This is a genomic window from Cryobacterium lactosi (assembly GCF_004403945.1).
GTDB lineage: Bacteria > Actinomycetota > Actinomycetes > Actinomycetales > Microbacteriaceae > Cryobacterium > Cryobacterium lactosi.
This window is the reverse complement of sequence record NZ_SOHM01000015.1, coordinates 120591-144797: the sequence shown is the minus strand read 5'-3', so window position 1 is coordinate 144797 and position 24207 is coordinate 120591. Positions and strand designations below refer to the sequence as shown.

At 67.8% G+C, this 24207-nt stretch carries 23 protein-coding genes; 3 read left to right on the top strand and 20 right to left on the bottom strand.

All coding sequences use genetic code 11. The annotated features are described in order from the left end of the window. Position 1: 1 nt before the first annotated feature. The 9 genes from E3T61_RS08485 to recO form a co-directional block, all read right to left on the bottom strand. Entirely contained in the window at positions 2-1105 is a 1104-nt protein-coding gene (locus tag E3T61_RS08485; protein WP_134640414.1) for an ABC transporter permease, read from the bottom strand. A gap of 91 nt (positions 1106-1196) precedes the next feature. Beyond that, a complete protein-coding gene (locus E3T61_RS08480) occupies positions 1197-2825 on the bottom strand; it encodes an ABC transporter substrate-binding protein (RefSeq protein WP_134640413.1) in 1629 nt (542 codons plus the stop codon). Positions 2826-3007: 182 nt separating this feature from the next. Then, on the bottom strand, positions 3008-4873 hold the full coding sequence (gene dnaG, locus E3T61_RS08475) for a DNA primase (RefSeq protein ID WP_134640412.1): 1866 nt from the start codon (positions 4871-4873) through the stop codon (positions 3008-3010). 81 nt (positions 4874-4954) lie between these two features. Then, complete coding sequence (locus E3T61_RS08470) at positions 4955-6259, bottom strand: deoxyguanosinetriphosphate triphosphohydrolase (protein ID WP_241992462.1); 1305 nt, start codon at positions 6257-6259, stop codon at positions 4955-4957. After that, on the bottom strand, positions 6252-7415 hold the full coding sequence (dusB, locus tag E3T61_RS22315; RefSeq protein WP_241992461.1) for a tRNA dihydrouridine synthase DusB: 1164 nt from the start codon (positions 7413-7415) through the stop codon (positions 6252-6254). Before dusB ends, E3T61_RS08470 begins: the two co-directional genes overlap by 8 nt. A 95-nt stretch (positions 7416-7510) precedes the next feature. Next, the gene (locus tag E3T61_RS22475) at positions 7511-7633 is read right to left on the bottom strand and encodes a hypothetical protein (RefSeq protein WP_255455665.1); all 123 of its coding nucleotides are present in this window, start codon (positions 7631-7633) and stop codon (positions 7511-7513) included. Then, positions 7630-8316 carry a DsbA family oxidoreductase gene (locus E3T61_RS08460; RefSeq protein WP_134640409.1) on the bottom strand — a complete coding sequence of 229 codons (687 nt, stop codon included), beginning with the start codon at positions 8314-8316 and terminating at the stop codon, positions 7630-7632. The genes E3T61_RS22475 and E3T61_RS08460 overlap by 4 nt, the downstream gene beginning before the upstream one ends. A gap of 39 nt (positions 8317-8355) precedes the next feature. After that, positions 8356-9192 (bottom strand): isoprenyl transferase, encoded by an 837-nt coding sequence (locus E3T61_RS08455; RefSeq protein ID WP_134640408.1) that lies wholly within the window; start codon positions 9190-9192, stop codon positions 8356-8358. After that, on the bottom strand, positions 9189-9911 hold the full coding sequence (gene recO, locus E3T61_RS08450; protein ID WP_134640407.1) for a DNA repair protein RecO: 723 nt from the start codon (positions 9909-9911) through the stop codon (positions 9189-9191). The genes E3T61_RS08455 and recO overlap by 4 nt, the downstream gene beginning before the upstream one ends. Positions 9912-9986: 75 nt before the next feature. Between recO and E3T61_RS08445 the strand changes: the two genes are divergently transcribed. Further along, complete coding sequence (locus E3T61_RS08445; protein ID WP_241992460.1) at positions 9987-10760, top strand: trimeric intracellular cation channel family protein; 774 nt, start codon at positions 9987-9989, stop codon at positions 10758-10760. Between the two features lie 198 nt (positions 10761-10958). Continuing rightward, positions 10959-11579 carry a hypothetical protein gene (locus E3T61_RS08440; RefSeq protein ID WP_174776996.1) on the top strand — a complete coding sequence of 207 codons (621 nt, stop codon included), beginning with the start codon at positions 10959-10961 and terminating at the stop codon, positions 11577-11579. A 93-nt stretch (positions 11580-11672) separates the two neighbouring features. On the opposite strand, the gene leuA is transcribed toward E3T61_RS08440, so the two are convergent. The 6 genes from leuA to E3T61_RS08410 all read right to left on the bottom strand — a co-directional run bounded on the left by leuA (position 11673) and on the right by E3T61_RS08410 (position 19466). Next, a complete protein-coding gene (leuA, locus tag E3T61_RS08435) occupies positions 11673-13439 on the bottom strand; it encodes a 2-isopropylmalate synthase (RefSeq protein WP_134640406.1) in 1767 nt (588 codons plus the stop codon). A 151-nt stretch (positions 13440-13590) separates the two neighbouring features. Next, on the bottom strand, positions 13591-15003 hold the full coding sequence (locus E3T61_RS08430; protein ID WP_134640405.1) for an ABC transporter permease: 1413 nt from the start codon (positions 15001-15003) through the stop codon (positions 13591-13593). Beyond that, a complete protein-coding gene (locus E3T61_RS08425; protein WP_134640404.1) occupies positions 15000-15761 on the bottom strand; it encodes an ABC transporter ATP-binding protein in 762 nt (253 codons plus the stop codon). The genes E3T61_RS08430 and E3T61_RS08425 overlap by 4 nt, the downstream gene beginning before the upstream one ends. 113 nt (positions 15762-15874) lie before the next feature. Further along, a complete protein-coding gene (locus tag E3T61_RS08420; protein ID WP_241992470.1) occupies positions 15875-16480 on the bottom strand; it encodes a LuxR C-terminal-related transcriptional regulator in 606 nt (201 codons plus the stop codon). 77 nt (positions 16481-16557) lie between these two features. Next, entirely contained in the window at positions 16558-18471 is a 1914-nt protein-coding gene (locus tag E3T61_RS08415; RefSeq protein WP_198418660.1) for a sensor histidine kinase, read from the bottom strand. 116 nt (positions 18472-18587) lie between these two features. Further along, positions 18588-19466, bottom strand: coding sequence for a ketopantoate reductase family protein (locus tag E3T61_RS08410; RefSeq protein WP_134640402.1), 879 nt, complete (start codon positions 19464-19466; stop codon positions 18588-18590). A gap of 82 nt (positions 19467-19548) precedes the next feature. Here E3T61_RS08410 and E3T61_RS08405 point away from each other — a divergent pair, with 82 nt between their 5' ends. Further along, positions 19549-20037: a PPOX class F420-dependent oxidoreductase gene (locus E3T61_RS08405; protein WP_134640401.1), complete on the top strand. Its 489-nt coding sequence runs from the start codon at positions 19549-19551 to the stop codon at positions 20035-20037. Between the two features lie 37 nt (positions 20038-20074). On the opposite strand, the gene era is transcribed toward E3T61_RS08405, so the two are convergent. The 5 genes from era to E3T61_RS08380 all read right to left on the bottom strand — a co-directional run bounded on the left by era (position 20075) and on the right by E3T61_RS08380 (position 24190). After that, a complete protein-coding gene (gene era, locus E3T61_RS08400) occupies positions 20075-20977 on the bottom strand; it encodes a GTPase Era (RefSeq protein WP_134640400.1) in 903 nt (300 codons plus the stop codon). Further along, positions 20961-22289 (bottom strand): hemolysin family protein, encoded by a 1329-nt coding sequence (locus tag E3T61_RS08395; protein ID WP_134640399.1) that lies wholly within the window; start codon positions 22287-22289, stop codon positions 20961-20963. Before E3T61_RS08395 ends, era begins: the two co-directional genes overlap by 17 nt. Next, the gene (ybeY, locus tag E3T61_RS08390; RefSeq protein WP_134640398.1) at positions 22286-22753 is read right to left on the bottom strand and encodes an rRNA maturation RNase YbeY; all 468 of its coding nucleotides are present in this window, start codon (positions 22751-22753) and stop codon (positions 22286-22288) included. The genes E3T61_RS08395 and ybeY overlap by 4 nt, the downstream gene beginning before the upstream one ends. Continuing rightward, positions 22750-23763 (bottom strand): PhoH family protein, encoded by a 1014-nt coding sequence (locus E3T61_RS08385; protein ID WP_134640470.1) that lies wholly within the window; start codon positions 23761-23763, stop codon positions 22750-22752. The genes ybeY and E3T61_RS08385 overlap by 4 nt, the downstream gene beginning before the upstream one ends. Before the next feature lie 64 nt (positions 23764-23827). Beyond that, complete coding sequence (locus E3T61_RS08380; RefSeq protein WP_134640397.1) at positions 23828-24190, bottom strand: HIT domain-containing protein; 363 nt, start codon at positions 24188-24190, stop codon at positions 23828-23830. Between the last annotated feature and the right edge of the window lie 17 nt (positions 24191-24207).

The following is a 24207-nucleotide window of genomic DNA, read 5'->3' as shown; positions in this document are numbered from 1 at the left end:
GTCAGTACCGCACTCTCGGGTCGATCAGCGCGGCGATGATATCCACGATGAAGTTGGACAGGGCGACGATGACCGCCAGCAGGGCCACGATGCCCTGCACGGCCACGAAGTCACGGGCCTGGAGGAATTGGGAGAGCATGAAGCCCAGGCCCTTCCACTCGAAGGTGGTCTCGGTCAGGACCGCGCCGCCGAGGAGCAGGGCGATCTGCAGACCGATCACCGTGATGATCGGGATCAGCGCCGGCCGGTAGGCGTGCTTTCGCACGAGCCGGAACTCGCTGACGCCACGGGACCTGGCCGCGTCGACGTAGTCGGTTCCCAGAGTGCCGATCACGTTGGTGCGGACCAGGCGCAGGAAGACGCCGGCGGTCAGCAGCCCCAGGGCCACGGCCGGGAGCACGGCGTGGGTGAGCACGTCGGCCAGGACCGCCGGATTGCCGGTCTGGATGGCGTCGATCGTGTAGAAACCGGTCTTGCCCGGCAGGAGCTGCATCTGCAGCTCCGAGCTCGTCGATGCCCGGCCGGCGACGGGCAGGACCTTCAGCCAGACGGCGAAGATGAGCTTGAACAGCAGGCCGGAGAAGAACACCGGGGTGGCATAGCAGAGGATGGCGAAGATGCGCAGCGATGCGTCCGGCGACTTGTCCCGCCAATAGGCGGCGACCATGCCCAGCGGGATCCCGACGATGAACGCCACCAGCAGGGAGTAGAAGGCCAGTTCGGCCGTGGCGGCGCCGTAGGTGATGAGCACCTCGGACACCGGCCGGTTGGTGCTGATGGTGGTGCCGAAGTTGCCGGTGAAGATCTGGCCGAGGTACTCGACGTACTGCACCAGGATGGGCCGGTCGTATCCGGCCGCGGCCACCCGTTCGGCGAGCTGGTCGGCGCTCAGCCGGCCGCCGAGGGCTGCCGTGATCGGGTCACCCGTCGTGCGCATCAACCAGAACACCATGGAGACCAGGATGAAGATGGTGGGGAAGATCAGCAGGAAGCGGATCACGATGTAGCGGACGATTCCGCCGCCGGCCTGCTTTTTCTTCGGTGCCGTCGTGGCGGGTGGCCTCCCGGCCGCCGGTGCCGCTGGTGTGGTCGCTACAGTCGTCATTCCTACCTCACTCGTGCAAAACGAAAGACGGGAGCGCTCAGCGAGTCTCGCCTGAACGCTCCCGTCATCTAGCTAGGTGAAACCTGTGAGCCTAGCCCTTGGCGAGGGCCGCGTACCGGAACTTGAACGACGCGTCGAGCGTGTCGCTGGCACCGGTGACCGTTGTACCGGTCACGGCGACCTGGGCGCCCTGCAGCAGGGGCACGGTCGACAGCTGGGCTGCGACCTTGTCCTGGATCTCCTCGATCAGCGCGGTGCGGGCGTCGGGATCGACGGTCACGGCCTGCTGGAGGATCAGGTCGTTGACTTCCTGGTCCTCGTAGTGGTTCTTGAGGAAGTTCTCCGTGAGGAAGAACGGGGTCAGGTAGTTGTCGGCGTCGGAGTAGTCCGGGAACCAGCCGAGCTGGTAGGCGGGGTACACGTCGCTGGAGCGGTCCTTGGAGTACTGCACCCACTCGGTGGTCTGCAGGTTCACCGTGAAGAGTCCGCTTGACTCGAGCTGGTCCTTGATCAACGCGTACTCGTCACCTGAGGAGGGACCGTAGTGGTCGTTGCTGTACTGCAGGTTCAGCTCGACGGGTTCGGTGATGCCGGCTGCGGTGAGGGTCGCCGTGGCCTTGTCGACATCCGGAGCGCCGTTGCCGTCGCCGTAGAGGCCCTTGAGGGACTCGGTCGCACCGGTCAGACCGGCCGGGACGTAGGAGTACAGCGGGGTGTAGGTGCCCTTGTACACCTGGTCGGCGAGCTCTTCGCGGTCGACGAGGTCGGCAACGGCCTGGCGCACGGCGAGGGACTTGGCCGGGTCGGCGTCTGCGGTCGTTGCGCCGAACGGCTGGGTGTCGAAGTTGAAGGTGATGTAGCGGATCTCGCCGCCGGGTCCGTCGACGACCTGGACGTTGTCGTTGCCGCGGAGGTCTTCGATGTCTGTTGCCGACAGGCTGCGGAAGGCCACATCGATGCCGCCCTCCTGAACCTCGAGCTTGAGGTTGGAGGAATCGGCGAAGTACTTCACGTTCACGACGTCGGTCTTCGCCGGTCCGAGCAGGCCTGCGTAGTCCGGGTTGGCCTTGTAGCCGATGAGGTTGTTGAAGTCGTAGCTCGTGATCACGTACTGACCGGCGAAGGCGTTTGCCTCGACGATGTCGTCGTCGCTGGTGAGTTCGGTTGCCGAGAAGGATTCCTCGTCGACGATCGGACCGGCGGGGCTGGACAGGATCTGCGGGAAGATCTGGTCGTCTGGGGCGATCAGGTTGAACACGACAGTGGTGTCGTCGGGGGTGTCGACGCTCTCCAGGTTGTAGAGCAGCGAGGAGGGACCGTTGTCGGCGGCGATGGCCAGCTGGCGGTCGAAGGAGAACTTGACGTCTGAGGAGGTCAGGTCGTTGCCGTTGGCCCAAACCAGGTCGGGCTTGAGGGTGACCGTGTACTGCGTCGGCGCGGTGAACTCGGCGGACTCCGCGATGTCAGGCTCCACGTCGGGGCTGCCGTACGGGGTGTTCATGAGGAACGGGAAGACCTGGTTCTGTACGGCGAAGGATCCGTTGTCGTACGAGCCGGCGGGGTCGAGCGTGGTGACCTTGTCGGTGGTGCCGATCGTGAGCGGGGCGCTGCCGGCATCCTCGGCCGGGGTGCCTGAGCAGCCGGCGAGAACGAGTGCCGCGGCGGCGAGACCGGCGGTGACGCCGACGGCGCGGCGACGCCTGGTGGGTTCAAAAGCCATAGTCGAATGCCTCTTCCTCAAGGGTGTGTGGGTCTTGGCGGATCCGCGTATCTGGAGTCGATCGCAGATATGCGTTGCTGTAAACCAAGAATTAGCACACTATGCGCGTCAAACGGCCATTACGCGATGCATCTTAATAGACCCGCAATATTCGAAGCCGGTCACTCGACATTCGAAGCCGGTCACTCGACGCGGAGGTTACGCCGTTCGGCTTCGACCCGCACGAGTTCGCGCTGGATGGCGACGTAGACCTCGCGGTTGCTCGCATCCGCCCGTTGCAGACGGCCGAGCAGTTCGGCTTTCTGGCGCAGCAGGTCCTTCTCGATCAGCACGATGGTGATGTCACGGACGTACCGGGTCACCTCGCGTTCGGTGCGCTCCGGCAGCGGCGCCATCGCCAGTTCGGTGACCAGGTTCGCCAGGGGCGCCGGAGTCTCCGCGACGACCCGTTCGAGCCAGTCCGGCGCGGCAGCGTGCGAGAGGGCCGTCGCCAGGGCGTCCCTGACCACGGCGAGGGTGGAGTTGGTCATCCCGGTGGACACGGCGCGTTGCACGAGGTCCAGACCCACCAGGGTCGGGTGCTGCAGCATCGCCATCAGCGCGTCGCGTTCGATCCGGGTGACCGGGTCCGCGGGCAGGTCGGCGAGGGCGAAGAGGCGTTCGCGCGGGGCGGGTGCCGGCTCCCCCGCCCGGCGGGGTTCCTCGGCGGGCGCTGTGCGGGACCTCGCCTGGGCATGGTTGACGGCTCGGGACACTTCGCCGAGGTCCATGCCGAGCATCCTGGACAGCTCGTGCGTGTAGCCGGGCCGGAGCGACGGGTCGCGGATGTCGCTGACCACCGGCGCAGCCGCACGCAGTGCGGAGACCCGTCCTTCCACGGTGTCGAGGTTGTACTGGGACAGCAGCTGACGGATCATGAACTCGAACATGGGCTTCTTGGACTCGACCAGTCGGCGCACCGCGTCGTCGCCGCGGTGCAGGCGCAGGTCGCAGGGGTCCAGCCCCTCTGGGGCGACGGCCACGAAGGTCTGGGCGCTGAAGCGTTGTTCCTCGGCGAAGGCTCGCACCGCGGCTTTTTGGCCGGCCGCGTCGGGGTCGAAGGTGAAAACGACCTCACCGACGCCGCTGTCGTCGCCGAGCACACGGCGCAGCACTTTGATGTGGTCGACACCGAAGGACGTGCCGCAGGTGGCGACGGCCGTGGTCACCCCGGCGAGGTGGCAGGCCATCACGTCGGTGTATCCCTCGACGACCACGACCTGGTGGCCGCGCGAGATGTCCCGTTTGGCGAGGTCGAGCCCGTAGAGCACCTGGGCCTTGTGGTAGATCGGGGTTTCGGGGGTGTTCAGGTACTTGGGCCCCTTGTCGTCGTCGAGCAGCTTACGCGCGCCGAAGCCGATGGTCTGCCCGGTGATGTCGCGGATGGGCCAGACCAGCCGGCCGCGGAACCTGTCGTAGACGCCGCTGGACCCCTCCCGGCTCGAGACGAGGCCGGCGAGGGTGAGCTCCTCGGTGGAGAAGCCCTTGCCGCGCAGGTGATTGGTCAGTTCGTCCCAGCTCTTCGGCGCGAATCCGACACCGAAGCGGGCGGCCGCCTGGGCGTCGAAGCCCCGTTCGCCGAGGAAGGTGCGCCCCACCTGGGCTCCTGGACTGCCCAGCTTGTCCACGAAGAAGTCCGCGGCGGCCTGATTGGCGGCGTACAGCCTGGCCCGGTTGGTGTGGTCGGGGGCGCCACCGTCACCGCCCTCATAGTGCAATTCCATGCCGGCGCGACCGGCCAGCCGTTCGACGGCCTCGCTGAAGCTGACGTGGTCCATCTTCTGCAGGAAGGAGTAGACGTCACCGCTCTCTCCGCACCCGAAGCAGTGGTAGAAACCAACCTGCGGTCGCACGTGGAAGCTCGGGCTGCGCTCGTCGTGGAACGGGCACAGTCCCTTCATCGAGCCGACACCCGCCGACTTGAGGGTCACGTAATCGCTGATGATGTCGGCGATGTTCGTGCGGGCCTTGACCTCTTCGATATCGCCCTGCCGGATCAATCCAGCCATGCGTGAACCCTCGTTCCTGCAGAAACAATCACTCTGGGCACATTCACCCGGTACACGCTCACTCCGTACACAGTCACTGCGTCACTGCGCGGCCGGATGCGCCGCCGCGGGCAGCAACGTCGCCCGGGACGGCTCGCGGGTGAGGTGCAGGCGGCGGTGCAGGGCGATCGCGCTCTGGTCGGTGAGGCTGGCTACCTGGTCGACGATCACGCGTTTCCGCGCGGCGTCGTCAGTGGCCGCGGCCCAGTCTTCCCGAAAGCCGGGATCCAGGTGCTCGTCGCCGGTGTCCAGCAGGGTGTCGGCGAGGTACGTGAGGGTTTCGCGCTGCTCGACGTAGAGCGGCTGGCGCACATGGGTGGACATCACGAACGCGGCGACGATGCCCTTGAGCACACCGATCTCGGCCTGCACCTCGCGCGGAACGACGACGTGCGCCGAGAAGCGGATCAGGTGTCTGTCGGGGTACGCGGCCCGGGTCGCCGCGACCGCCGCACCGCTGAACCGGCCGATCAGCTGGCTGGTCAGGTTCTTCAGCCGGCCCTGGTCGCGCCTGCCTGCGTCCCAGCCGCGCACCCAGACCTCAAGGGCGTCGAGTCTGTCGTACGCGGCGATGAGCTCGTCGTGGCTGAACTGCCCGCCGGTCCATTCGTACATCGAGGTGACCAGGGCGGCGTGCTCGCTGCGGCTGCCCAGCAGTTCCACGTCCAGATAGCCGCCGACGACGGCATCCTCGAAGTCGTGCACCGAATAGGCGATGTCGTCGGAGAGGTCCATCACCTGCGCCTCAACGCAGAGCTGCCGGGTGGGCGCACCGTCCCGCAACCATTCGAAGGCGGCACGGTCGTCCTCGTAGAACCCGAACTTGGCCCGGCCGCTCGGATCGGCGACCGAGGAGTCTGCCGCCCAGGGGTACTTGCAGCTGGCGTCCAGGCTGGCGCGGGTGAGGTTGAGCCCGAAGCTCTCGCCGTTGTCACCGAAGACCTTGGGTTCGAGACGGCTGAGCAGGCGCAGGGTCTGCGCGTTGCCCTCGAAGCCGCCGATGTCGGCCGCCCAGGTGTTGAGGGCTTTTTCGCCGTTGTGGCCGAACGGCGGGTGGCCGATGTCGTGGGCGAGGCAGGCGGTATCGACGATGTCCGGGTCCAGCGCCAGGCGGAGCGCCAGCTCCCGGCCGATCTGCGCGACCTCGAGCGAGTGGGTGAGCCGGTTGCGGGCGAAGTCCAGGCCGGCGGCGGGGCTGAGCACCTGGGTCTTCGCGGCCAGGCGGCGCAACGCGCTGGAATGCAGCAACCTGGCCCGGTCGCGGGCGAAATCGCTTCGGCTCGAGTCGTGCTCTTCCGGACGGAATCGTGCTTCGTCGTGGAGGCTGTAGCCGGTCTGATTAACCACCGCTGGTGTCTCCTTCGCCCTCGGTGAGGTTGCTGCGCTCCGCCCCGGCGATATCGCGCGAGTCGAGCCAGCGTTCGGGCAGCGAGGTCTTCTTGGGGCTGCCGGCGCGGCCTCGTTGGCCTTCGGCGCCGATGCCCGGGTAGGGCTGGTCAGGATCCATCGTCGCGAGCAGTTCGTCGAGCTGTTCGAGAGACACGACGGAGGCGAGGCTCGCGCGCAGGTCGCCGCCGACGGGGTACCCCTTGAAGTACCAGGCCACGTGTTTGCGCACGTCGCGGCACGCACGTTCCTCGCTGTCGAAGAACTCGGTGAGCAATTCGGCGTGCCGGCGGAACGCATCCGCGACCTGACCGAGGGTAGGTTCGGCCTTCAGCACGTCGCCGCGGAACGCGGCGGCGAGGTCGCCGAACAGCCACGGGCGGCCGAGGCAGCCGCGGCCGACCACAACACCGTCGCAGCCTGTCTCCTCGACCATGCGCAGGGCATCGGCGGCAGACCAGATGTCGCCGTTGCCGAGAACCGGCACGCTGGTGATGGCGTTCTTGAGGGTGGCGATGGCCGACCAGTCGGCCTGGCCTGAGTAGTAGTCAGCGGCGGTACGGGCGTGCAACGCGATCGCGGCGACACCGGCTCCCTCGGCGACCCGTCCGGCCTCGAGGTAGGTGAGGTGGTCGGAATCGATACCCTTGCGCATCTTGACGGTGAGCGGGATGTCGCCGGCCGCTTTGACCGCGGCTTCGACGATCTCGCGGAACAGGGTGATCTTCCACGGCAGCGCCGCTCCGCCGCCCTTGCGGGTGACCTTGGGCACCGGGCAGCCGAAGTTCAGGTCGATGTGGTCGGCGCGGTCCTCCGCGACGAGCATGGTGACTGCTTCTGACACCGTCTTCGGGTCAACGCCGTACAGCTGGATGGAGCGGGTCTTCTCGCTCTCGTGGTGCGTGATCAGGCGCATCGACTCCGGGGTGCGCTCGACGAGCGCCCTTGAGGTGATCATCTCGCTGACGTAGAGGCCGGCGCCGTATTCGCGGCAGAGCCGGCGGAAGGCCGTGTTGGTGATGCCGGCCATGGGCGCGAGCACAACCGGCACGTCAAGCTCGATGTCGCCGATTCGAAGCGGGGACATCAGATTCTGCGTGGGAGTCGAAGTCTTCATCTTGTCCAATTCTCCCAGACCCGGCTGTGTTCGTTCGCCACGCCCGGCCGTCGGTGGAAAACCGCCGACCGGGCCTCGCGTGCACCCAGGGGCGGTCAGATGCCGCAGGAACCGCCGCCGCAGCATCCGCCGGCAGCGTCGTCCTGCTCGAGCAGCTGGATGATCGGGCGGGGCGCGGTGGGCGGTGAGGCGACAGTGGAAGTGGTGTTCTCGCTCATGCGTGGGGCTCCTCTGTACTCATGGACGTGCTGGTCGCTGCTGCTTTTTCGCCCTGAACCTGGCGGAGGGCCTGCGCAAAGGTATCAGGGTCCTGTGCGCCTGAGATGCCGTACTTCCCGTCGATCACGAAGAAGGGCACCCCCTGGATGCCGTATTCCGCGGCCTGGGCGACGTCGGCCTTGACCGCGGCGAGGTACTCGTTCTCGGTCAGGGAGCGCAGCACGTCGGCGCGGTCCAGGCCCACAGTTGCGGCCAGGTCGGCGAGGTCGTCGACGCGGCCGACGTGGCCGCCGTCGACGAAGTAAGCCTTCAGCAGGCTCTCCTTCATCTCCAGCTGCAGGCCGTGTGCCTTGGCGTAGTGCAGCAGTTCGTGCGCCTTGATGGTGTTGGTCTGGTGCACGGAGTCGTAGTCGTAGTGCAGGCCAACGCTCTCGGCGATGCCGGTGACCCGTTCGAGCATCTCGAGCACCTGCGGCACGGGGATGCCCTTTCGCTCGCTGAGGTACTCGACCGGGCTGCCCGCGAAATCGACGGGGGTGTCGGGGGCGAGTTCGAAGGAGTGGTACTCCACCTCGACCTCGTCGCCGAAGGCGGCGACGCCCGCCTCGAACTTGCGTTTGCCGATATAGCACCAGGGGCACTGCACGTCGGACCAGATGTCTACTTTGATGGTTTCGCTCACGAGAAGGCTAACCCGAGCGGGCCCTCCAGTTATTCCCGCTCAGGCGGTTGGGGCGTCCACTGCGCCGCCGTAACGGCGGTTCCTGGCGGCGTAGAGCTCGATCGCGTGCCACAGGTCCACCCGGGAGAAGTCGGGCCAGAGGGTGTCCAGGAACACCATCTCGGCGTAGGCGCTCTGCCAGAGCAGGAAGTTGCTGGTGCGCTGCTCCCCCGAGCTGCGCACGAACAGGTCGACGTCAGGCAGCGCGGAGGTGTACAGGTGCCGTTGGATGGACTTCTCGGTGATGCCGGAGGGCTTCAGCCGGCCCGCGGCGACGTCCTCGGCCAGTGCGCGCACGGCATCCGCGATCTCGGTGCGGCCGCCGTAGTTGACGCACATGGTCAGGGTGAGCACGGTGTTGTCCGCGGTGAGCTTCTCGGCGAACTGCAGCTCATTGATGACGGAGGCCCAGAGCCGGGGCTTCCGGCCCGCCCAGCGCACCCGCACACCCCAGTCGTTGAGCTGATCGCGGCGACGGTGCAGCACGTCCCGGTTGAAGCCCATCAGGAACCGCACCTCGTCGGGCGAGCGCTTCCAGTTCTCGGTGGAGAACGCGTACACGCTGATGTGCTTGACGCCGATCTGAATGGCCCCGGCGACCACGTCGAGCAACGCGGCCTCGCCGGCCTTGTGGCCCTCGACCCTGGAGAGGCCCCTGGCATTGGCCCAGCGGCCGTTGCCGTCCATCACCACCGCGACGTGCTCGGGCACCGCCTTGGCGGGCAGCGCCGGCGGGTAGAGCCCGGTCCAGTCCACGGGTTTGAAAGGCACGGCGTCCTTGTGGGTGAACGGAGTGCCTGAGTTGCTCGCGGCGGAACGGAAGGGGTTCGGCGTCATGGGCGCACGTGCTCCAAGGATCGAAGGCCACGTCCGAGGTGCCACTGCGTGTACGCGGCGACGACCCCGGTGGCCTGGGCGTGGGTGGTGTCTGAGGCCCCGGCCGTGTACGCCCAGTCCCCGGTGAGCAGGGCGCTGAGCAGGGCGATGGTGTCGGGGTCGAGGCGAGGTGAGCCCGGGGCGGCGCAGTTGTCGCAGACGATGCCGCCGACCTGGGCCACGAACGCCGAGTGCGGCCCCGGCGCGCCACAACGGGCACAGTCCGCGAAGCTGGGCGCCCAGCCGGCCATGGAGAGGGACCGCAGCAGGTAGGAATTGAGGGTGGCGCCTGAGCCGTGCTCGTGTCTGGACAGTGAGCGCAAGGCCCCGACCAGCAACAGGTACTGCTGCAGGGACCCTTCGGATTCGGTGAGTTTGTCCGCGGTTTCGACCATGGCGCTGGCGGCCGTGTAACTGCCGTAGTCGGCGGTGATCACGGCCCCGTAGGAGCCGATCGACTCGGCCTGGTTGACGATGTCGAGGCTGCGGCCGATGTAGAGCTGCACGTCGACGACCATGAACGGTTCCAGCCTGGCGCCGAATTTCGACGCCGTGCGGCGCACACCCTTCGCCACAGCGCGGACCTTGCCGTGCTGGCGGGTGAGCAGCGTGATGATCCGGTCGGCTTCACCCAGCTTGTGGGTGCGCAGCACGACGGCTTCATCACGATAAACGGGCACGGTCAATTCTCCCACCCCGGCGACGGGATGCCGACGCCCGCGCCGGAGGAGTTGTACCCGTGGTAGATATTGACGGTGCCTACTCCGCTCTTCGCCATTCCGCTCTGGATCGACCTCGTCGCCGTCGCCATCGGCGCGATCCAGGGAGCGATGTTCGCCGGCCGGTTCACCGACCGCCGGATGGACCTCCTCGGCATCTCGATCATCGGCATCACGGTGGGGCTGGGTGGGGGTCTGCTCCGCGACATCCTGCTCGGCGGGATTCCTGCCGCGTTGCTGAGCAACTGGTATCTGCCCGTCGCCGCGGTGTTCGCGCTTCTGGGGATGCTGCTGCAGAGCCTGTTCAACCGGCTTGGCGCCCTGATCATCACTCTGGATGCCGTGACGATCGGGCTGTTCGGCGTTATCGGTACCACCAAGGCCCTCGCGGCCGGCCTGCCGGAGATCCCGGCGCTGTTCGTCGGGGTGGTCTCGGCCGTGGGCGGCTCGGTGCTGCGGGACATGATGCTCAACGTGCCGATAGCCGTGATGCACGTTGGGTCCCTGTACGCCGCCGCCGCGCTGGCTGGGTGTGGACTCCTGGTGATCCTGGTGACGTTCGAGGTGCAGATCACCGTGGCGGCGATGATCTGCGTGGTCGCGACGACTCTCATCAGGGTCCTCGCGGCCCGGTTCGGCTGGAGCCTGCCGCAGCAGCGGGCCATCGGCAGCTGGCCGCACTGGCGTCGGCGCGGTCCCATCCCGCCGCTGCGGGTCTGGCCGCTGCGGCGGGTCCGAACGGCCCCTGAACCCACCCCGGGTCCCACCCCGGACCCCACCCCGGAACCCACCCTCACCGGCGACCGCTGACGCGACCCTCACTGTTTTCTGAGGATTTGTCATCCCGGGCGGTTTTGGCCTCGCCTTTCCCCGAATCTGGGGTCAGTATTGAGGCACAACCACGTCGCAGGGAGGTACTCCATGAAACGATTCGAGGGCACTGCGCCCGATCTGTTGCCTGTCCTTTCCCGGGGCAAACACAAGTCCCCACGTAGCGGAGCGTGCTTCATGGAGTTCGCGTCGCACCTCTCCGGTGAGGCGTGGAGCGACCATCCGGCCTGCACCCACCCGGTTTTGGCCTCGCTGGCACGTATGGTCAACGACTGCACGTCCGATGACGCCAGAAGCCGGCTGATGGTGTTGATCCCCTCAGTGATCGGGCTGCGCGGCGACGACCAGCGCGTTCGCCTCGTCGTGGCCCTCCGTGCCGCGACGGCCGGTCTGCCGGTGGTCAGCGCCGATCACCAGCGGGCCCTGGCCGTGGGCATCCTCAACTGTCAGCGCCACCTCGCGCGGGCGTCAGAAGGGACCCCGATCGATGTGTCCGACCAGGTGCGGGCGGCGTTCGACAAGGCACCGCAGACCGAACGTTGGGCTCGGGAGTTCATGGGCTCCGTCGGATCGTGGTCGCGGACCCGGTTCACCGACCGCACCGCGGAGTCGATCATCCGCATCACGGTGCAGGGCATCGCCGAGGCGTGCATTCCCGACACCGATGAGCGACTCTACGACCTGTTGTCGCAGGCGATCGACGACTGCACGGCGGTGCTGGGCAAGCCGGCCGGCGAGCCTGTCTCGGTCCCACAGCCGCTGACGCCGGATGAGGCGCGGCGGGCCATGCGGGTCTGAGCAGACCGGGCAGACACAACTGACCGAACGGCCCCAGTCAGACCGAAGTCTGACCGGGGCCGTTGTCGTGCCCAGTTCTACCGGGGCCGGCCTCTAGACGGCGGCCATCTCCCGGTCGCCGGATTCGGCCCTGATCCCGCGGTTGACCGCCGAGACCACGGCCTTCAGGGACGCCGTGGAGATGTCGGGGTCGATGCCGACGCCCCAGAACCGCTTGCCGTTCACGTCGAGTTCGACGTAGGCCGCCGCTGTGGCGTCCCCGCCGGCCGACATGGCGTGCTCCACGTAGTCGTACAGCGTGATTGTGATGCCCCGGTCGGCCATGACGCCCAGGAACGCCGCGATCGGACCGTTTCCGGTCGCCGTGGCGGGCGCGACGGTGTCGGAGTCGCGCAGGTCCACCGTGAGGTCGACTGCACCGGACAGGTCGCTGGAGGTACGGGTGGAGAACAACTCGAACCGTCCCCACTTCGCATCCGGGTTGGTGTGGATGGCGGGCAGGTACTCGTCGTTGAAGATGTCCCAGATCTGTTCGCTGGTGACCTCACCACCGTCGGCATCCGTCTTGGCCTGCACCACGCCGGAGAACTCGATCTGCAGCTTGCGCGGCAGGTCGAGGTGGTGGTCGGTCTTGAGCAGGTACGCAACGCCGCCCTTGCCCGACTGCGAGTTGACCCGGATGACGGCCTCGTAGCTGCGGCCCAGGTCCTTGGGGTCGATCGGCAGGTACGGCACCGCCCAGACCAGGTCGTCCACGCTCCGGCTGGTCTCAGTGGCTTCGGCGGCCATGGCCTCGAAGCCCTTCTTGATCGCGTCCTGGTGGGAGCCGCTGAAGGCCGTGAAGACCAGGTCACCGGCCCATGGGCTGCGCTCGGGAACGGGCAGCTGGTTGCAGTACTCCGCGGTGCGCTTGACCTCGTCGATGTTGCCGAAGTCGATCTGCGGATCGATCCCCTGGGTGAACAGGTTGATGCCCAGCGCGACCAGGTCGACGTTTCCGGTGCGCTCGCCGTTGCCGAACAGGCAGCCCTCGATGCGGTCGGCGCCGGCCAGGTAGCCCAGTTCAGCGGCCGCGATCGCGGTGCCGCGGTCGTTGTGCGGGTGCAGGGACAGGATCACATTCTCGCGGTGCGCCAGGTGCCGGCTCATCCACTCGATCGAGTCGGCGTAGACGTTGGGCGTGGCCATCTCGACCGTGGCGGGCAGATTGACGATGACCTTGCGCTCCGGGGTCGGTTCGAAGATCTCGATGACCTGGTTGGTGATGTCAACGGCGAATTCGAGTTCGGTTCCGGTGAAGCTTTCAGGCGAGTACTCGTAGTACACCGTGGTGCCTGGCACGGTCGCCTCGAGCGCCCGGCAGGTGCGGGCGCCGAACAGGGCCAGGTCGATGATTCCCTGCTTGTCCTCGCGGAACACCACCTCGCGCTGCAGCACGCTGGTGGAGTTGTACAGGTGCACAATGGCCTGCTTCGCACCGACGATGGACTCGTAGGTGCGGCGGATCAGGTGCTCGCGCGCCTGGGTCAGCACCTGGATGGTGACGTCGTCCGGGATGGCGCCGTCCTCGATGAGGCTCCGCACGAAGTCGAAGTCGGTCTGGCTCGCCGACGGGAAGCCGACCTCGATCTCCTTATAGCCCATCCGCACCAGCAGGTCGAACATGATCCGCTTGCGCTCGGGGCTCATCGGGTCGATGAGCGCCTGGTTGCCATCGCGCAGGTCCACTGCGCACCACCGCGGGGCCTCGGTGATGCGGTTCGCCGGCCAGGTGCGGTCGGGCAGATCGACCCGGAACGTGTCCTGGTAGGGGCGGTACTTGTGCACCGGCATGCCCGATGCGGCTTGATTGTTCTTCATGGTCTGATGTCTCCTCGCGAGTGGTGGTCAGCCGACGACGAACTCCGCGACGAGTGAGGCCTCAGATTAGGACTCGTCGCGGCAGCTAAGGAGGAGCACACCGAACAGCACACAAAGAGGGTAACACCGTTTTGCCGTGCGGTCACCTGGATCACACGGCGGCCAGGGCCGTCACGGGAGCCACGGAGACGGCCCGGCGGGCCGGCACAAGGCTGGCCACGACGGCGAGCAGCACAGTACCGACCACGCAAAGCACGACCAGCAGCCAGGGCACGGCGGGTGCGACGATGCCGCTGCCCTCAACCGACCAGCCGAACAGGGCCTCCGCGGCGGCCCAGCCGTAGAACACACCGAGGACCAGGCCGAAGGCGACGGCGGCTGCGGCCATCTGCAGGCTCTCGGCCAAGATCATCCAGCGCACCTGGACGGCGGTGAATCCCAGAGCGCGCAACAGTCCGATCTCACGGGAGCGTTGCAGCACACTCTGCGCCAGGTTGTTGACCATGCCCACCGCGGCGATGAGGGCGCTGAACCCGACCAACACCGAGATGACCGCCAGCGTGACCGATACAGACTCACTGATCCCCGCCCGGGCTTCCGGGTCCTCCATGGTCCGCTGCATGATGACTTCCATGGTCGAGCCGGCCACGGCGAACATCGTGATGAGCGTCACACCGATCACCAGGCCGATGGTGGCCCTGGCGCTGCGCTCGGGGTGGCGCTGCGCGTTGGCCGCTGCGAGTCGTGCAGGGGCGCTGGAACCGAGGACCCGGCCGACCAGGGCCAGCACAGGCGGCATGATCAGGTGCGACCCGAGAACGAGCCCGCTGAAGGAGAGAATGCCGCCGACCACGCCGATCAGCACGCCCAGTGGTGACGCCTGTCCCACGGCGACCCCCGCGAGCAAGAGGAGCACCCCCGAACCCATCATGAGTATCGCGATGCGCGCGCGCCTGGGGCGGCGCGTCACCTCCTCCACTGAGCGTTCCTCGGCGGCGCCGACGGCCTGCATCGGACTGACGCTGAGCACGCGGCGTGAGCCCGCCCAGGCGGCGGCCCAGGTGGAGACGACGACCACGATCACCGGCACTGCGAGAACCGGCTGAATGAGGGAATAGGCAAGGTCGGGCAGCACGTCGGTGGCGACCAGGATCTGCAGTCCCACGAAGCCGAGCAGGATGCCCGCCACTGCGCCGGCGACGGCGCCGATAGCCCCCACGGCGAGGCCATCGGTGGCCACGGCCCGGCGTTGCGCGCGAGCGCTGGACCCGATCAGGCGCATCAGGGCGATGGTGCGGGTGCGTCCGGCGATGATCGTCGCCACGGTGTTCGTGGTGACGATCGCCGAGACGTACACGGCGATCGCGATGAACAGGGCGGCAACGATCGTCAGTGTGATCCGGACCGATCCCATGTCCGTCACACCCCAGGCATTCAGGACTGTGGTCATGACGCTCGTGACCTCCAGCAGGACCACGCCGAAGGCCGAGGCCAGGGCGGCTACGAGCACGCTCGCACCGCGGCCGGCGTGATCATTCCGGCGCGCGCGGGTACGGGCGCTCATGCGCGCTGCTCCATGCCGAGCATGATGCCGGAGATCTCTTCGGCCGAGGACTTCTCGCGGTCCTCAACGACCCGGCCGTCGGCCAGGAACAGGATGCGGTCCGCGTAGGCAGCCGCGACGGGATCGTGGGTGACCATGGCTATGCTCTGGCCGTACCCGATGCTCGCTGCTTTGAGCAGTGTGAGCACCTCCCGACCGGTGCGGGAGTCCAGGTTGCCCGTGGGCTCGTCGGCGAAGACCAGCTCCGGGCGGGTCGCGAGGGCCCGGGCGATCGCGACACGCTGCTGTTGGCCTCCGGAGAGCTCGTGCGGCCGGTGGGTGAGCCTGTCGGTCAGGCCGAGGGACTCGATGAGCTGGTCGATCCAGGTGCTCTCGGTGGTGCTCGGCTTCCGGCCGTCGAGTGCGAACGGCAGCAGAATGTTGCCGCGCACGTCGAGCGTGGGCACGAGGTTGAACGCCTGGAAGATGAATCCGATCCGGCGCCGCCGGAGCACTGTGAGCGCGGCGTCGGCAAGGCCGGTGATCTCCGTGTCGCCGAGCCAGGCGCGCCCGGACGTGGCCGTGTCCAGGCCGGCCATGATGTGCATGAGCGTCGACTTCCCCGAGCCGCTCGGGCCCATGATGGCCGTGAACTGGCCACGGCGGATGCCGATCGAGACGTCGTCGAGGGCTGTCACCGCAGTGGACGACGAACCGTAGGTCTTGCCGAGGTGGGTCACTCTGGCCGCGAGGCCGAGGTCTGAGGGTGTGTTTTCCATACTCTCAGGCTAGGAATACGCAGGGTCCGGCCGCGTCGGGCTGTGGAGGTAGCGCGGCCGCCGCTCGGATGATCCCTGGCCGCGCCGGGTCATCCTCTGGGGGTGTTTGGCCGCTAGGAGGTCAGGCGGTGCTGGAAGGCGAAGACCACGAGCTGCACACGGTCGCGCAGGGAGAGCTTGCCCAGGATCCGGCTGATGTGGGTCTTGACCGTCGCCTCGCTGAGGAACTCCCCCGCCGCGATCTCGGCGTTGCTCAGGCCCAGTGCGGCGAGGGCGAAGATCTCGCGTTCCCGGCTGGTGAGGGTGCCGAACGCCTCCGGCTCCTCGCGCTCGGGTTCGGGAGCGTCGAAGTGGGCGAAGAGTTCCCGGGTGGCCGACGCGGCGATGACGGCGCTGCCGGCGTGCACGGTGCGGATCGCCGCGAGCAGGAACTCGGGGTCGGCGTCTTTCAGCAAGAAGCCGCTGGCGCCGCCGCGGATGGCGCGGCCGGCGCTCTCGTCGAGCTCGAAGGTGGTGAGGACCACGATGCGAGGCGGTGTGGTCCCGGCCGCGTCGGCTGCCGCGAGGATCGCCGTGGTGGCGTCGATGCCGTCCATCACGGGCATCCGGATGTCCATCAGGATGACGTCCGGGGTGACCACCGCGGCCATGGCGACTCCGGCAGCGCCGTTGCCGGCTTCGCCGACGAACTCGAGGTCGGCCTGCGAAGACACCAGCATGCGGATGCCTGCCCGGAAGAGGGCCTGGTCGTCGACTAGGGCCACCCGGATGCGCGCGGCATCCACCGCGGTCTCGCTCACTGCACGGCTCCGGGTGCGGCCGGGGCCGTGGGCTGGTCTGCCGGGACAGTGGCCGCCGGCGTGGCCAGGGCGCTGGTAGTGATGGCCGGGAGGCGTGCGGCCACGATGAACCGGTCGCCGATGGGCTCCGCGGCGAGGGAACCGCCGGCCAGGAGCGCCCGCTCGCGCATCCCCGGGAGGCCGTGGCCGATCTCGCCCGAGTGGTCGGTGGAGGAATCCACGCCCACCGCATTGTCAATCGTCACCGCGACCCATCCCTCCGTCCAGGCGAGCGTCAAATATACCGAACGTTCCGCATTTCCGTGCCGGAGGGCGTTGGTGAGGGCCTCCTGCACGATCCGGTACACCGCCAGTTGTGCACCGGACCCGAGAGTGGTGGGGGTTCCGGTCGTCGTCCACTCGATGTCCAGCCCGGTGCTCTGCATCTGCGTCACCAGGCGGTCGAGGTCGGCCAGCACGGGCTGCGGTCCGGCCGCGTCGTCCTGGCGCAGCCGGGTGAGCAGGATCCGGACGTCGCCCAGGGCCTCCCTGGCCGTGGTCGAGATGGTGCTGAGGGCCTCATCCACTGCCTCCGGGTTCTGCGCACGCGCATATCGGGCGCCGTCGGCCTGGGCGATCACCACGGCCAGGGAATGGGCGACCACGTCGTGCATGTCCCTGGCGATGCGGTTGCGTTCCTGTTCGACCACGACGCTGCGCTGGGCCACGCGTTGCTCCTCGACGGCGCGCTGCTGGGTGACCCGGCTCTCCCTGGCGGTCTGCCAGGTGCGCATCAGCAGCCCGAGCGTCCAAGACAGGCCAAGCACCGCCAGGCTGGCGACCAGCGTGGCCACGGTCGACCAGATCACTCTGCCGAGAGTGGCCTGCGCGTTCGCGTCGCTGAGGGAGCTCAGCCCCGGTTGCAGGGTGAGGTAGCCGGCGGCGAGCAGGGCTCCGACGCCGACGGATATGAGGCCCGCCCAACGCACGGCCCGCTCGGCGTATGCCGCGGTGACGTAGAGCACAGCGAGGATGGCGGCGTCGCTCATCAGGACGGGCAGACCCCAGGCCATCTGCACAAGCGCCGTGGCCCAAGCGAGGCCGAGTGCGAGCGCGGGCGAGAGCCGTCGCACCGCCAACGCGGCGGTGAATCCGACGAGCACGACCACAGCCAGCAGGCTGCTGGGCGGGTCGATCAGCAGACCGACGAGGAGGAACGTGCCAGCCAGCCCGGCGTCGACGAGCAGGGTGCGCCGCGAGATCCGGCGGAAACCCCGGCGTCCAAGGGACAGCTCGGGTCCGGTGAGCCACGCAGCCGGCACCGGCTGCATCAACCAGGTCTCCGCGTACGGAGCCGACCGTCGCTCACCAGGACTTCCGGGCAGAACGTCGTCGGAGCGGCGTTCGGCACGTTTCCTCGCCACGAGAGCGAGAACCCATCCGCCGGCCAGGAGCACCGTGGCCAGGAAGCCCCCGGTGAGACGGAGCCCTACTTCGAGGATGAAGCGCAGCGCACCGTCAGTGCCGCGATCGCCGGAGGCCACGAATTCCCCGGCGAGCAGCCCGGTGAGCATGGCACCCACGAGCAGGCCGACCGCCAGGGCGACGAAGCGCAGGGACGGCTGGCCATAGAGGCAGGCGCCCCAGGTGACGATGCATCCGCTGATCAACAGCAGTGCCAGCCAGGCCGGCATGTTGCTGGTACCGCCGATGCTGGCGACCGTGGCGAGGGCACCCACGATGAGCGCGACGGCAGGGGCCAGGCGCGAGAGGGCGACGGCGCCCGCGAAGAGCAGGACGCTCACAAACTCGCTGAGCGCGCCGGTGGACAGGCTCGGTGCGCCCCAGACCAGAAGGATGATGAGTCCAAGGGAGGGCTCCAGCGCCCACCGGTAGCGCGCCGTGCGCGTGCTGAGCCCCAGATCCGACATGCTCCCAGCGTACGGCTCGGGCTGTGCCCCGTTGTCGTCTGCGCGTCAGTTCATCCTGGCGTGCGCCCAGGATCATCCGAGCGATGTACGTGGCCGCTCTGCCCGTAGCCCCGGCGTCAGGGTGCCCCGCGGGAGCCGAGATCGCCGACGAGTTCCTGCACCCGCGGCGCGGGAACACCATGGTGGCGGGCCCGGCGCAGCAGAGCGCCACCGATGGCGTCGAGTTCAGTTGCCGCCCCGGTCTCCAGGTCGTTCTGTAGTGAGGATCGCATGCCGTCCGGCAGCGCGTGGATGGCACGGGCGAGTTGGACGGGGTCGGAGGGCACACCATCTCGGGTGGCGATCTGGGCGACCTCGGCCAGCACGGCAGTGGTCAGGGCTGGGTCGTGTTCCCGGGCGGCGCCGATGGGCAGGCGCCAGTAAGACGTGAGCAGTGCCATCGGCGCCAGGAATCGCAGTTTGCTCCACAGCACCTCCGCCTCGGTTCCGCCCACGGTGACCTCGAGTCCGGCGCTGGTCCAGGCCGTGACGATCCCGGTGCTCTCCGCCGCGGCCGGAACGGTGAGCCGCAGGAACGGGCTGCGGTGGTCGATGACCGTGGGGCCGACTCGGGTGCTCTCGACGGCGATCGTGGCGCCCGCCACACGGGCATCGGGGGCGGCCTGTCGCAGGACGTCCATGTGCTCGATGCCGTTGAGCAGGGACACGACCTCGGCGGGTTGCGCTCGCCGGAGGGCGTCGGTGAGTCCGGGGAGGGCGTAGGCCTTGGTGGCCACGATCACGCGGGCGCCGACGGGGATCTCGGTCACCGCCGGGAGCCGGCCGACCTGGTCGCCGAAATGGGGGCTGTGCAGGGTGAGGCCGTCGGCGTTGATCCGCCGGGCCGTTGCCGGACGAGCGACGGCCACGACATCGGTCCCGCTACGGTTCAGGAGGACGCCGAGGAGCCCTCCCACGGCTCCGGCGCCCACGATGGCGATAACCGGCTCAGACATTGCGCACCTGTGACATGGGGACCCTCCATCGTGCCGGCAACGTCTGCCGACCGTTCCATTGTGGAGCAGATACAGTGTGGAAATGTCCTCCCCCACCACACTGACCGGCCTCGGCGACGAGCGTTTCGTGTCCCTCACCACATTCCGCCGATCGGGAGAACCGGTTTCGACCCCGGTCTGGATCGCCAGGGATGGTGACGACCTGATCGTGACGACCCCGAAGCAGAGCGGCAAGGTGAAGCGCCTGCGTCACACGTCCCGGGTGCAGCTGGCGCCCTGCTCCCGCACGGGAACTGTGGCGGCCGGCGCGCTGCCGCTGGAGGCGAATGCCGTCATCGAGGACGACGACCGGAGCCGAGCCCTGTTGACCGCGGTCTTCGCCGCGAAGTACCGGCTCGAGTACCGGATCTTCCTGTTCATCGAACGACTCGGCAAGTCCGGTGCGAAGGACCGCGTATTGCTGAGGGTCAGCAAGCCGGACTCCTCCGCCGCTGAGGACTCCACGGGATCAGCGCGCTCGGCGCTGCCGGCGGCAGGCGGAACCGACAGAGAGGGACCCAGCACGGCATGAACCGGCTGAGCCCCCGGCAGCACCTGGGAGCCCGGCTCTAGAAGCCCAGGCGGCCCAGCTGCTTCGGGTCACGCTGCCATTCCTTGGCGACCTTCACCCGCAGCGAGAGGAACACCCGCTTGCCGACGAGGGGCTCGATCTGCTTGCGGGCGCGCATCCCGACGTCTTTCAGCCGGCTGCCCGACTTGCCGATGATGATGCCCTTCTGGCTGTCGCGTTCCACGAAGAGGTTGGCGTAGATCTCCACGAGCTCCTGGTCGTCGCGCTCGATGATGTCGTCGATCGTCACGGCGATCGAGTGAGGCAACTCGTCGGTGACGCCCTCGAGGGCCGCCTCCCGGATGTACTCGGAGATGCGCGACTCCAGGCTTTCGTCTGTCACGGCATCCGCCGGATACAGCGGTGCGTCGCTGAGCGGAAGCAGCCGGAGCAGTTCGCTGCTGAGCACGTCGAGCTGGATGCGGCTGGTCGCCGAGATCGGCACGATGGCCTCCCAGTCGCGCAACTGCGACACCGCGAGGAGCTGGTTGGCGACACTGGTCTTGGACGACATGTCGATCTTGGTGACGATGGCCACCTTCTTGGCGCGCGGGAAGTTGTCCAGCTGCTCGTTGATGAACTTGTCGCCGGGGCCGATCGGTTCGTTGGCCGGGATGCAGAGGCCCACCACGTCGACGCCGCTGAGGGTGGACTGCACCAGGCTGTTCAACCGCTCGCCGAGCAGCGTGCGGGGGCGGTGGATGCCAGGGGTGTCGACCAGGATCAGCTGGCCGTTCTTCTGATGCACTATGCCGCGGATCGCGCGGCGGGTGGTCTGCGGCTTCGACGAGGTGATCGCGACCTTCTCCCCCACCAGAGCGTTGGTCAGGGTGGACTTGCCCACGTTGGGGCGTCCGACGAAGGAGACGAACCCCGCGCGGAAATCAGGTTCTTTTGTCATTGCCGTGTGCTCCTTCGGTGTCCGGCATTCCCAGGAATGCGGACTGTGCGTCTCTCAACGCCTTGTCTGGTTCAACCAGCACTGTGCTGATTCGTTTTCGTCGACCCTCTGTGCGTTCCGCGGTGAGGATCAGCCCGCTGGTCCTGGCCTCGGACCCGGCGACCGGCAACCTGCCGAGCGCCTTGGCCAGCAGGCCGCCGACCGAGTCGACCTCGTCATCGTCGAGGTCGAGGTCGAAGAGTTCGCCGAGCTCGTCGACGGGCAGCCGGGCACTGACCCGGAAGCGGCCCGACCCGAGATCCTCGATCTCGACGACGTCGCGGTCGTACTCGTCGGAGATATCGCCGACGAGTTCCTCGATGAGGTCCTCGAGCGTGACCAGTCCGGCGATACCGCCGTACTCGTCCACAAGGATGGCGAGGTGGTTGGATTCGAGTTGCATCTGGCGTAGCAACGCGTCGGCCTTCTTGGATTCGGGCACGAACTGGGCGGGCTTGGCGAGTTCGCCCACACGCAGCGCCTCCAGGTTGCGGGGGCGTTCGTAGACCAGCCTCGCGACGTCTCGCAGGTACAGGATCCCGGTCACGTCGTCGACTTCACCGTCGACGACGGGGACCCTGGAGAACCCCTTGCTCAGGAACAGTCCCATCGCCGCACCCACGGTGGCGTCGGCGTCGATGGTGACCATGTCGGTACGCGGGATCATCACCTCGCGCACGACGGTCTCACTGAACTCGAAGATGGAGTGGATCAACTCGCGGTCGTCCTCCTCGATCACGTCGAGTTCGGTGGCCTCGTCGACCATGCTCAGCAGCTGATCCTCAGAGGTGAACGTGGCCAGCCGGGTGCGCCCGGGGGTCACCCGGTTGCCGAGCGCCACGAGCGCATTGGCGACGGGGCCGAGCAGCACACGGAGGAAATGCACCAGAACCGCCGTGAGGGTCAGCAGGGTCTTCGGATGCGCCCGGCCGACGCTGCGCGGGCTGGCCCCGACGAGAACGAAGGACACCGCTGTCATCAGCAGGGCCGAGAGCAGCAGGGCCAGCCAGAGCTGTTCGATGGTCGTGGCGAAGACCAGGGTCACCAGCACCGCGGCCGTGGTTTCCGCGATGATGCGCACGAAGTTGACGGCGTTCAGGTGCGCGCCCGTATCGGCGGCGATCGCCCGCAACGACCGTTTGGATCGTGCGGTGACCGCGAGCTCGGCGATGTCCGCCCGGGATTGGGACACTATCGCCGCGTCGACGGCGGCCATCAGCCCGCCGAAGGCGACGAGCAGGATGGCGGCGGTCAGGAACCACCCGACGATCATCGGGGCCGGCGTCGTTCCTGCATGGCGAAGCCGATCAGGATGTCGCGCTGGATGGCGAACATCTCCTTCTCCTCGTCGGGCTCGGCGTGGTCGAAGCCGAGCAGGTGCAGAACGCCGTGCGCGGTGAGCAGGAGAAGTTCGTCGAGGGTGCTGTGGCCGGCGGTCTCGGCCTGGCCCTGCGCCACCTGCGGGCACAGCACGATGTCGCCGAGCAGCCCGGCCGGGGTCTGGGCGTCTTCGGTTCCCGGGCGCAGCTCGTCCATGGGGAAACTCAGGACGTCGGTGGGACCGGGTTCGTCCATCCACTGCACGTGCAGCGCTTCCATGGCGCCCTCGTCGACAAGGACGATGGCCAGCTCGGCGTCGGCGTGCACGTGCATGGTGTCGAGGGCGAAGGCGGCGAGGCGCTGGATGGCGGCTTCGTCGACCGGGATGGCCGACTCGTTGTTGATTTCGATGCTCAACTGGATCTCCGTTTCGGGGTGCGATCGCGCGGATTCCCCTGGTGCGGAGCGCGGGAGGCGAAGTCGCGGGCCTGTTCGCTTTCGTAGCGTTTGGCCTGCTTCTGCGCGTCGTATTCGGTGTAGGCGTCGACGATGCGGCCGACGAGGCTGTGGCGAACGACGTCGGCGCTGGTCAACCGCACGAAGGCGATGTCGTCGATGCCGTCGAGAACCGTGGTGACCAGCCGGAGACCGCTGGCGCCCGCGGGCAGGTCCACCTGGGTGATGTCGCCGGTGACCACCATCTGGGAGCCGAAGCCGAGGCGGGTGAGGAACATCTTCATCTGCTCCGGCGTGGTGTTCTGCGCCTCGTCCAGCACGATGAACGCGGAGTTCAGGGTGCGGCCGCGCATGTAGGCGAGCGGGGCGACCTCGATGGTGCCGGCCGCGAGGAGCTTGGGCACCAGCTCGGGATCCATCATCTCGAACAGCGCGTCGTACAGCGGCCTCAGGTACGGGTCGATCTTGTCGGTCAGGCTGCCGGGCAGGAAGCCCAGCCGCTCCCCCGCTTCGACGGCCGGCCGGGTGAGGATGATCCGGTCGACTTCCTTACGCTGCAGGGCCTGCACGGCCTTGGCCATGGCGAGGTAGGTCTTGCCGGTTCCGGCCGGTCCGATGCCGAAAACGATGGCGTTCTCGTCGATCGCGTTGACGTAGTCACTCTGGCCGAGGGTCTTGGGCCGCACGGTGAGGCCACGGGAGGTCAGGATGGCCTGCCCGAGCACGGTCGAGGGGCTGGAGCTCGAGTCGGCCCCGAGCATCTTCGCCGAGGTGCTCACCTCGGTGTCACCGAGGTCGGCGCCGGTACGGAGCAGTGCCTCGAGCTCCTCGATCAGCCGGACCACCGCGTCAACCGAGGCGGCCGGTCCGGTGAGGGTGACCTCGTTGCCGCGCACGTGCACGGAGACGCTGGGGTATTCCTTCTCGATCGTGCCGAGGAACCGGTCCTGAGGCCCGAGCAGGCGCACCATGGCGACGCCGTCGACGAGGAGTTTCCGCACCACGCCCACGGCATCGCTGCCGGACGTCTCGGCGTCAGAGGGCAGCAAGCGTGCCCTCCTCAAGGACGCCGCCGAGGACGTGCGCGTGCACGTGGAAGACGGTCTGGCCCGCGGAGGCTCCGGTGTTGAAGATCAGCCGGAACTCGCTGCCGCAGTGCTCGTCGGCCACCCGGCCGGCCACGGCGATCAGCTCGGCAAGCAGCGCCGGGTCCCCCGCCGCCAGTTCGCCGACGTTGCGGTACTGCTGGGATTTGGTGGTCACCACGACGTGCACGGGCGCCTGCGGGGCGATGTCGTTGAACGCGATGATGTGATCGGTCTCCGCGACAATGGTCGCCGGAATTTCGCGCGCCACTATACGGCTGAAGATCGTGGGTTCTGCACCGGAGGAAGCCATAGTCCTATCTTAAGCGC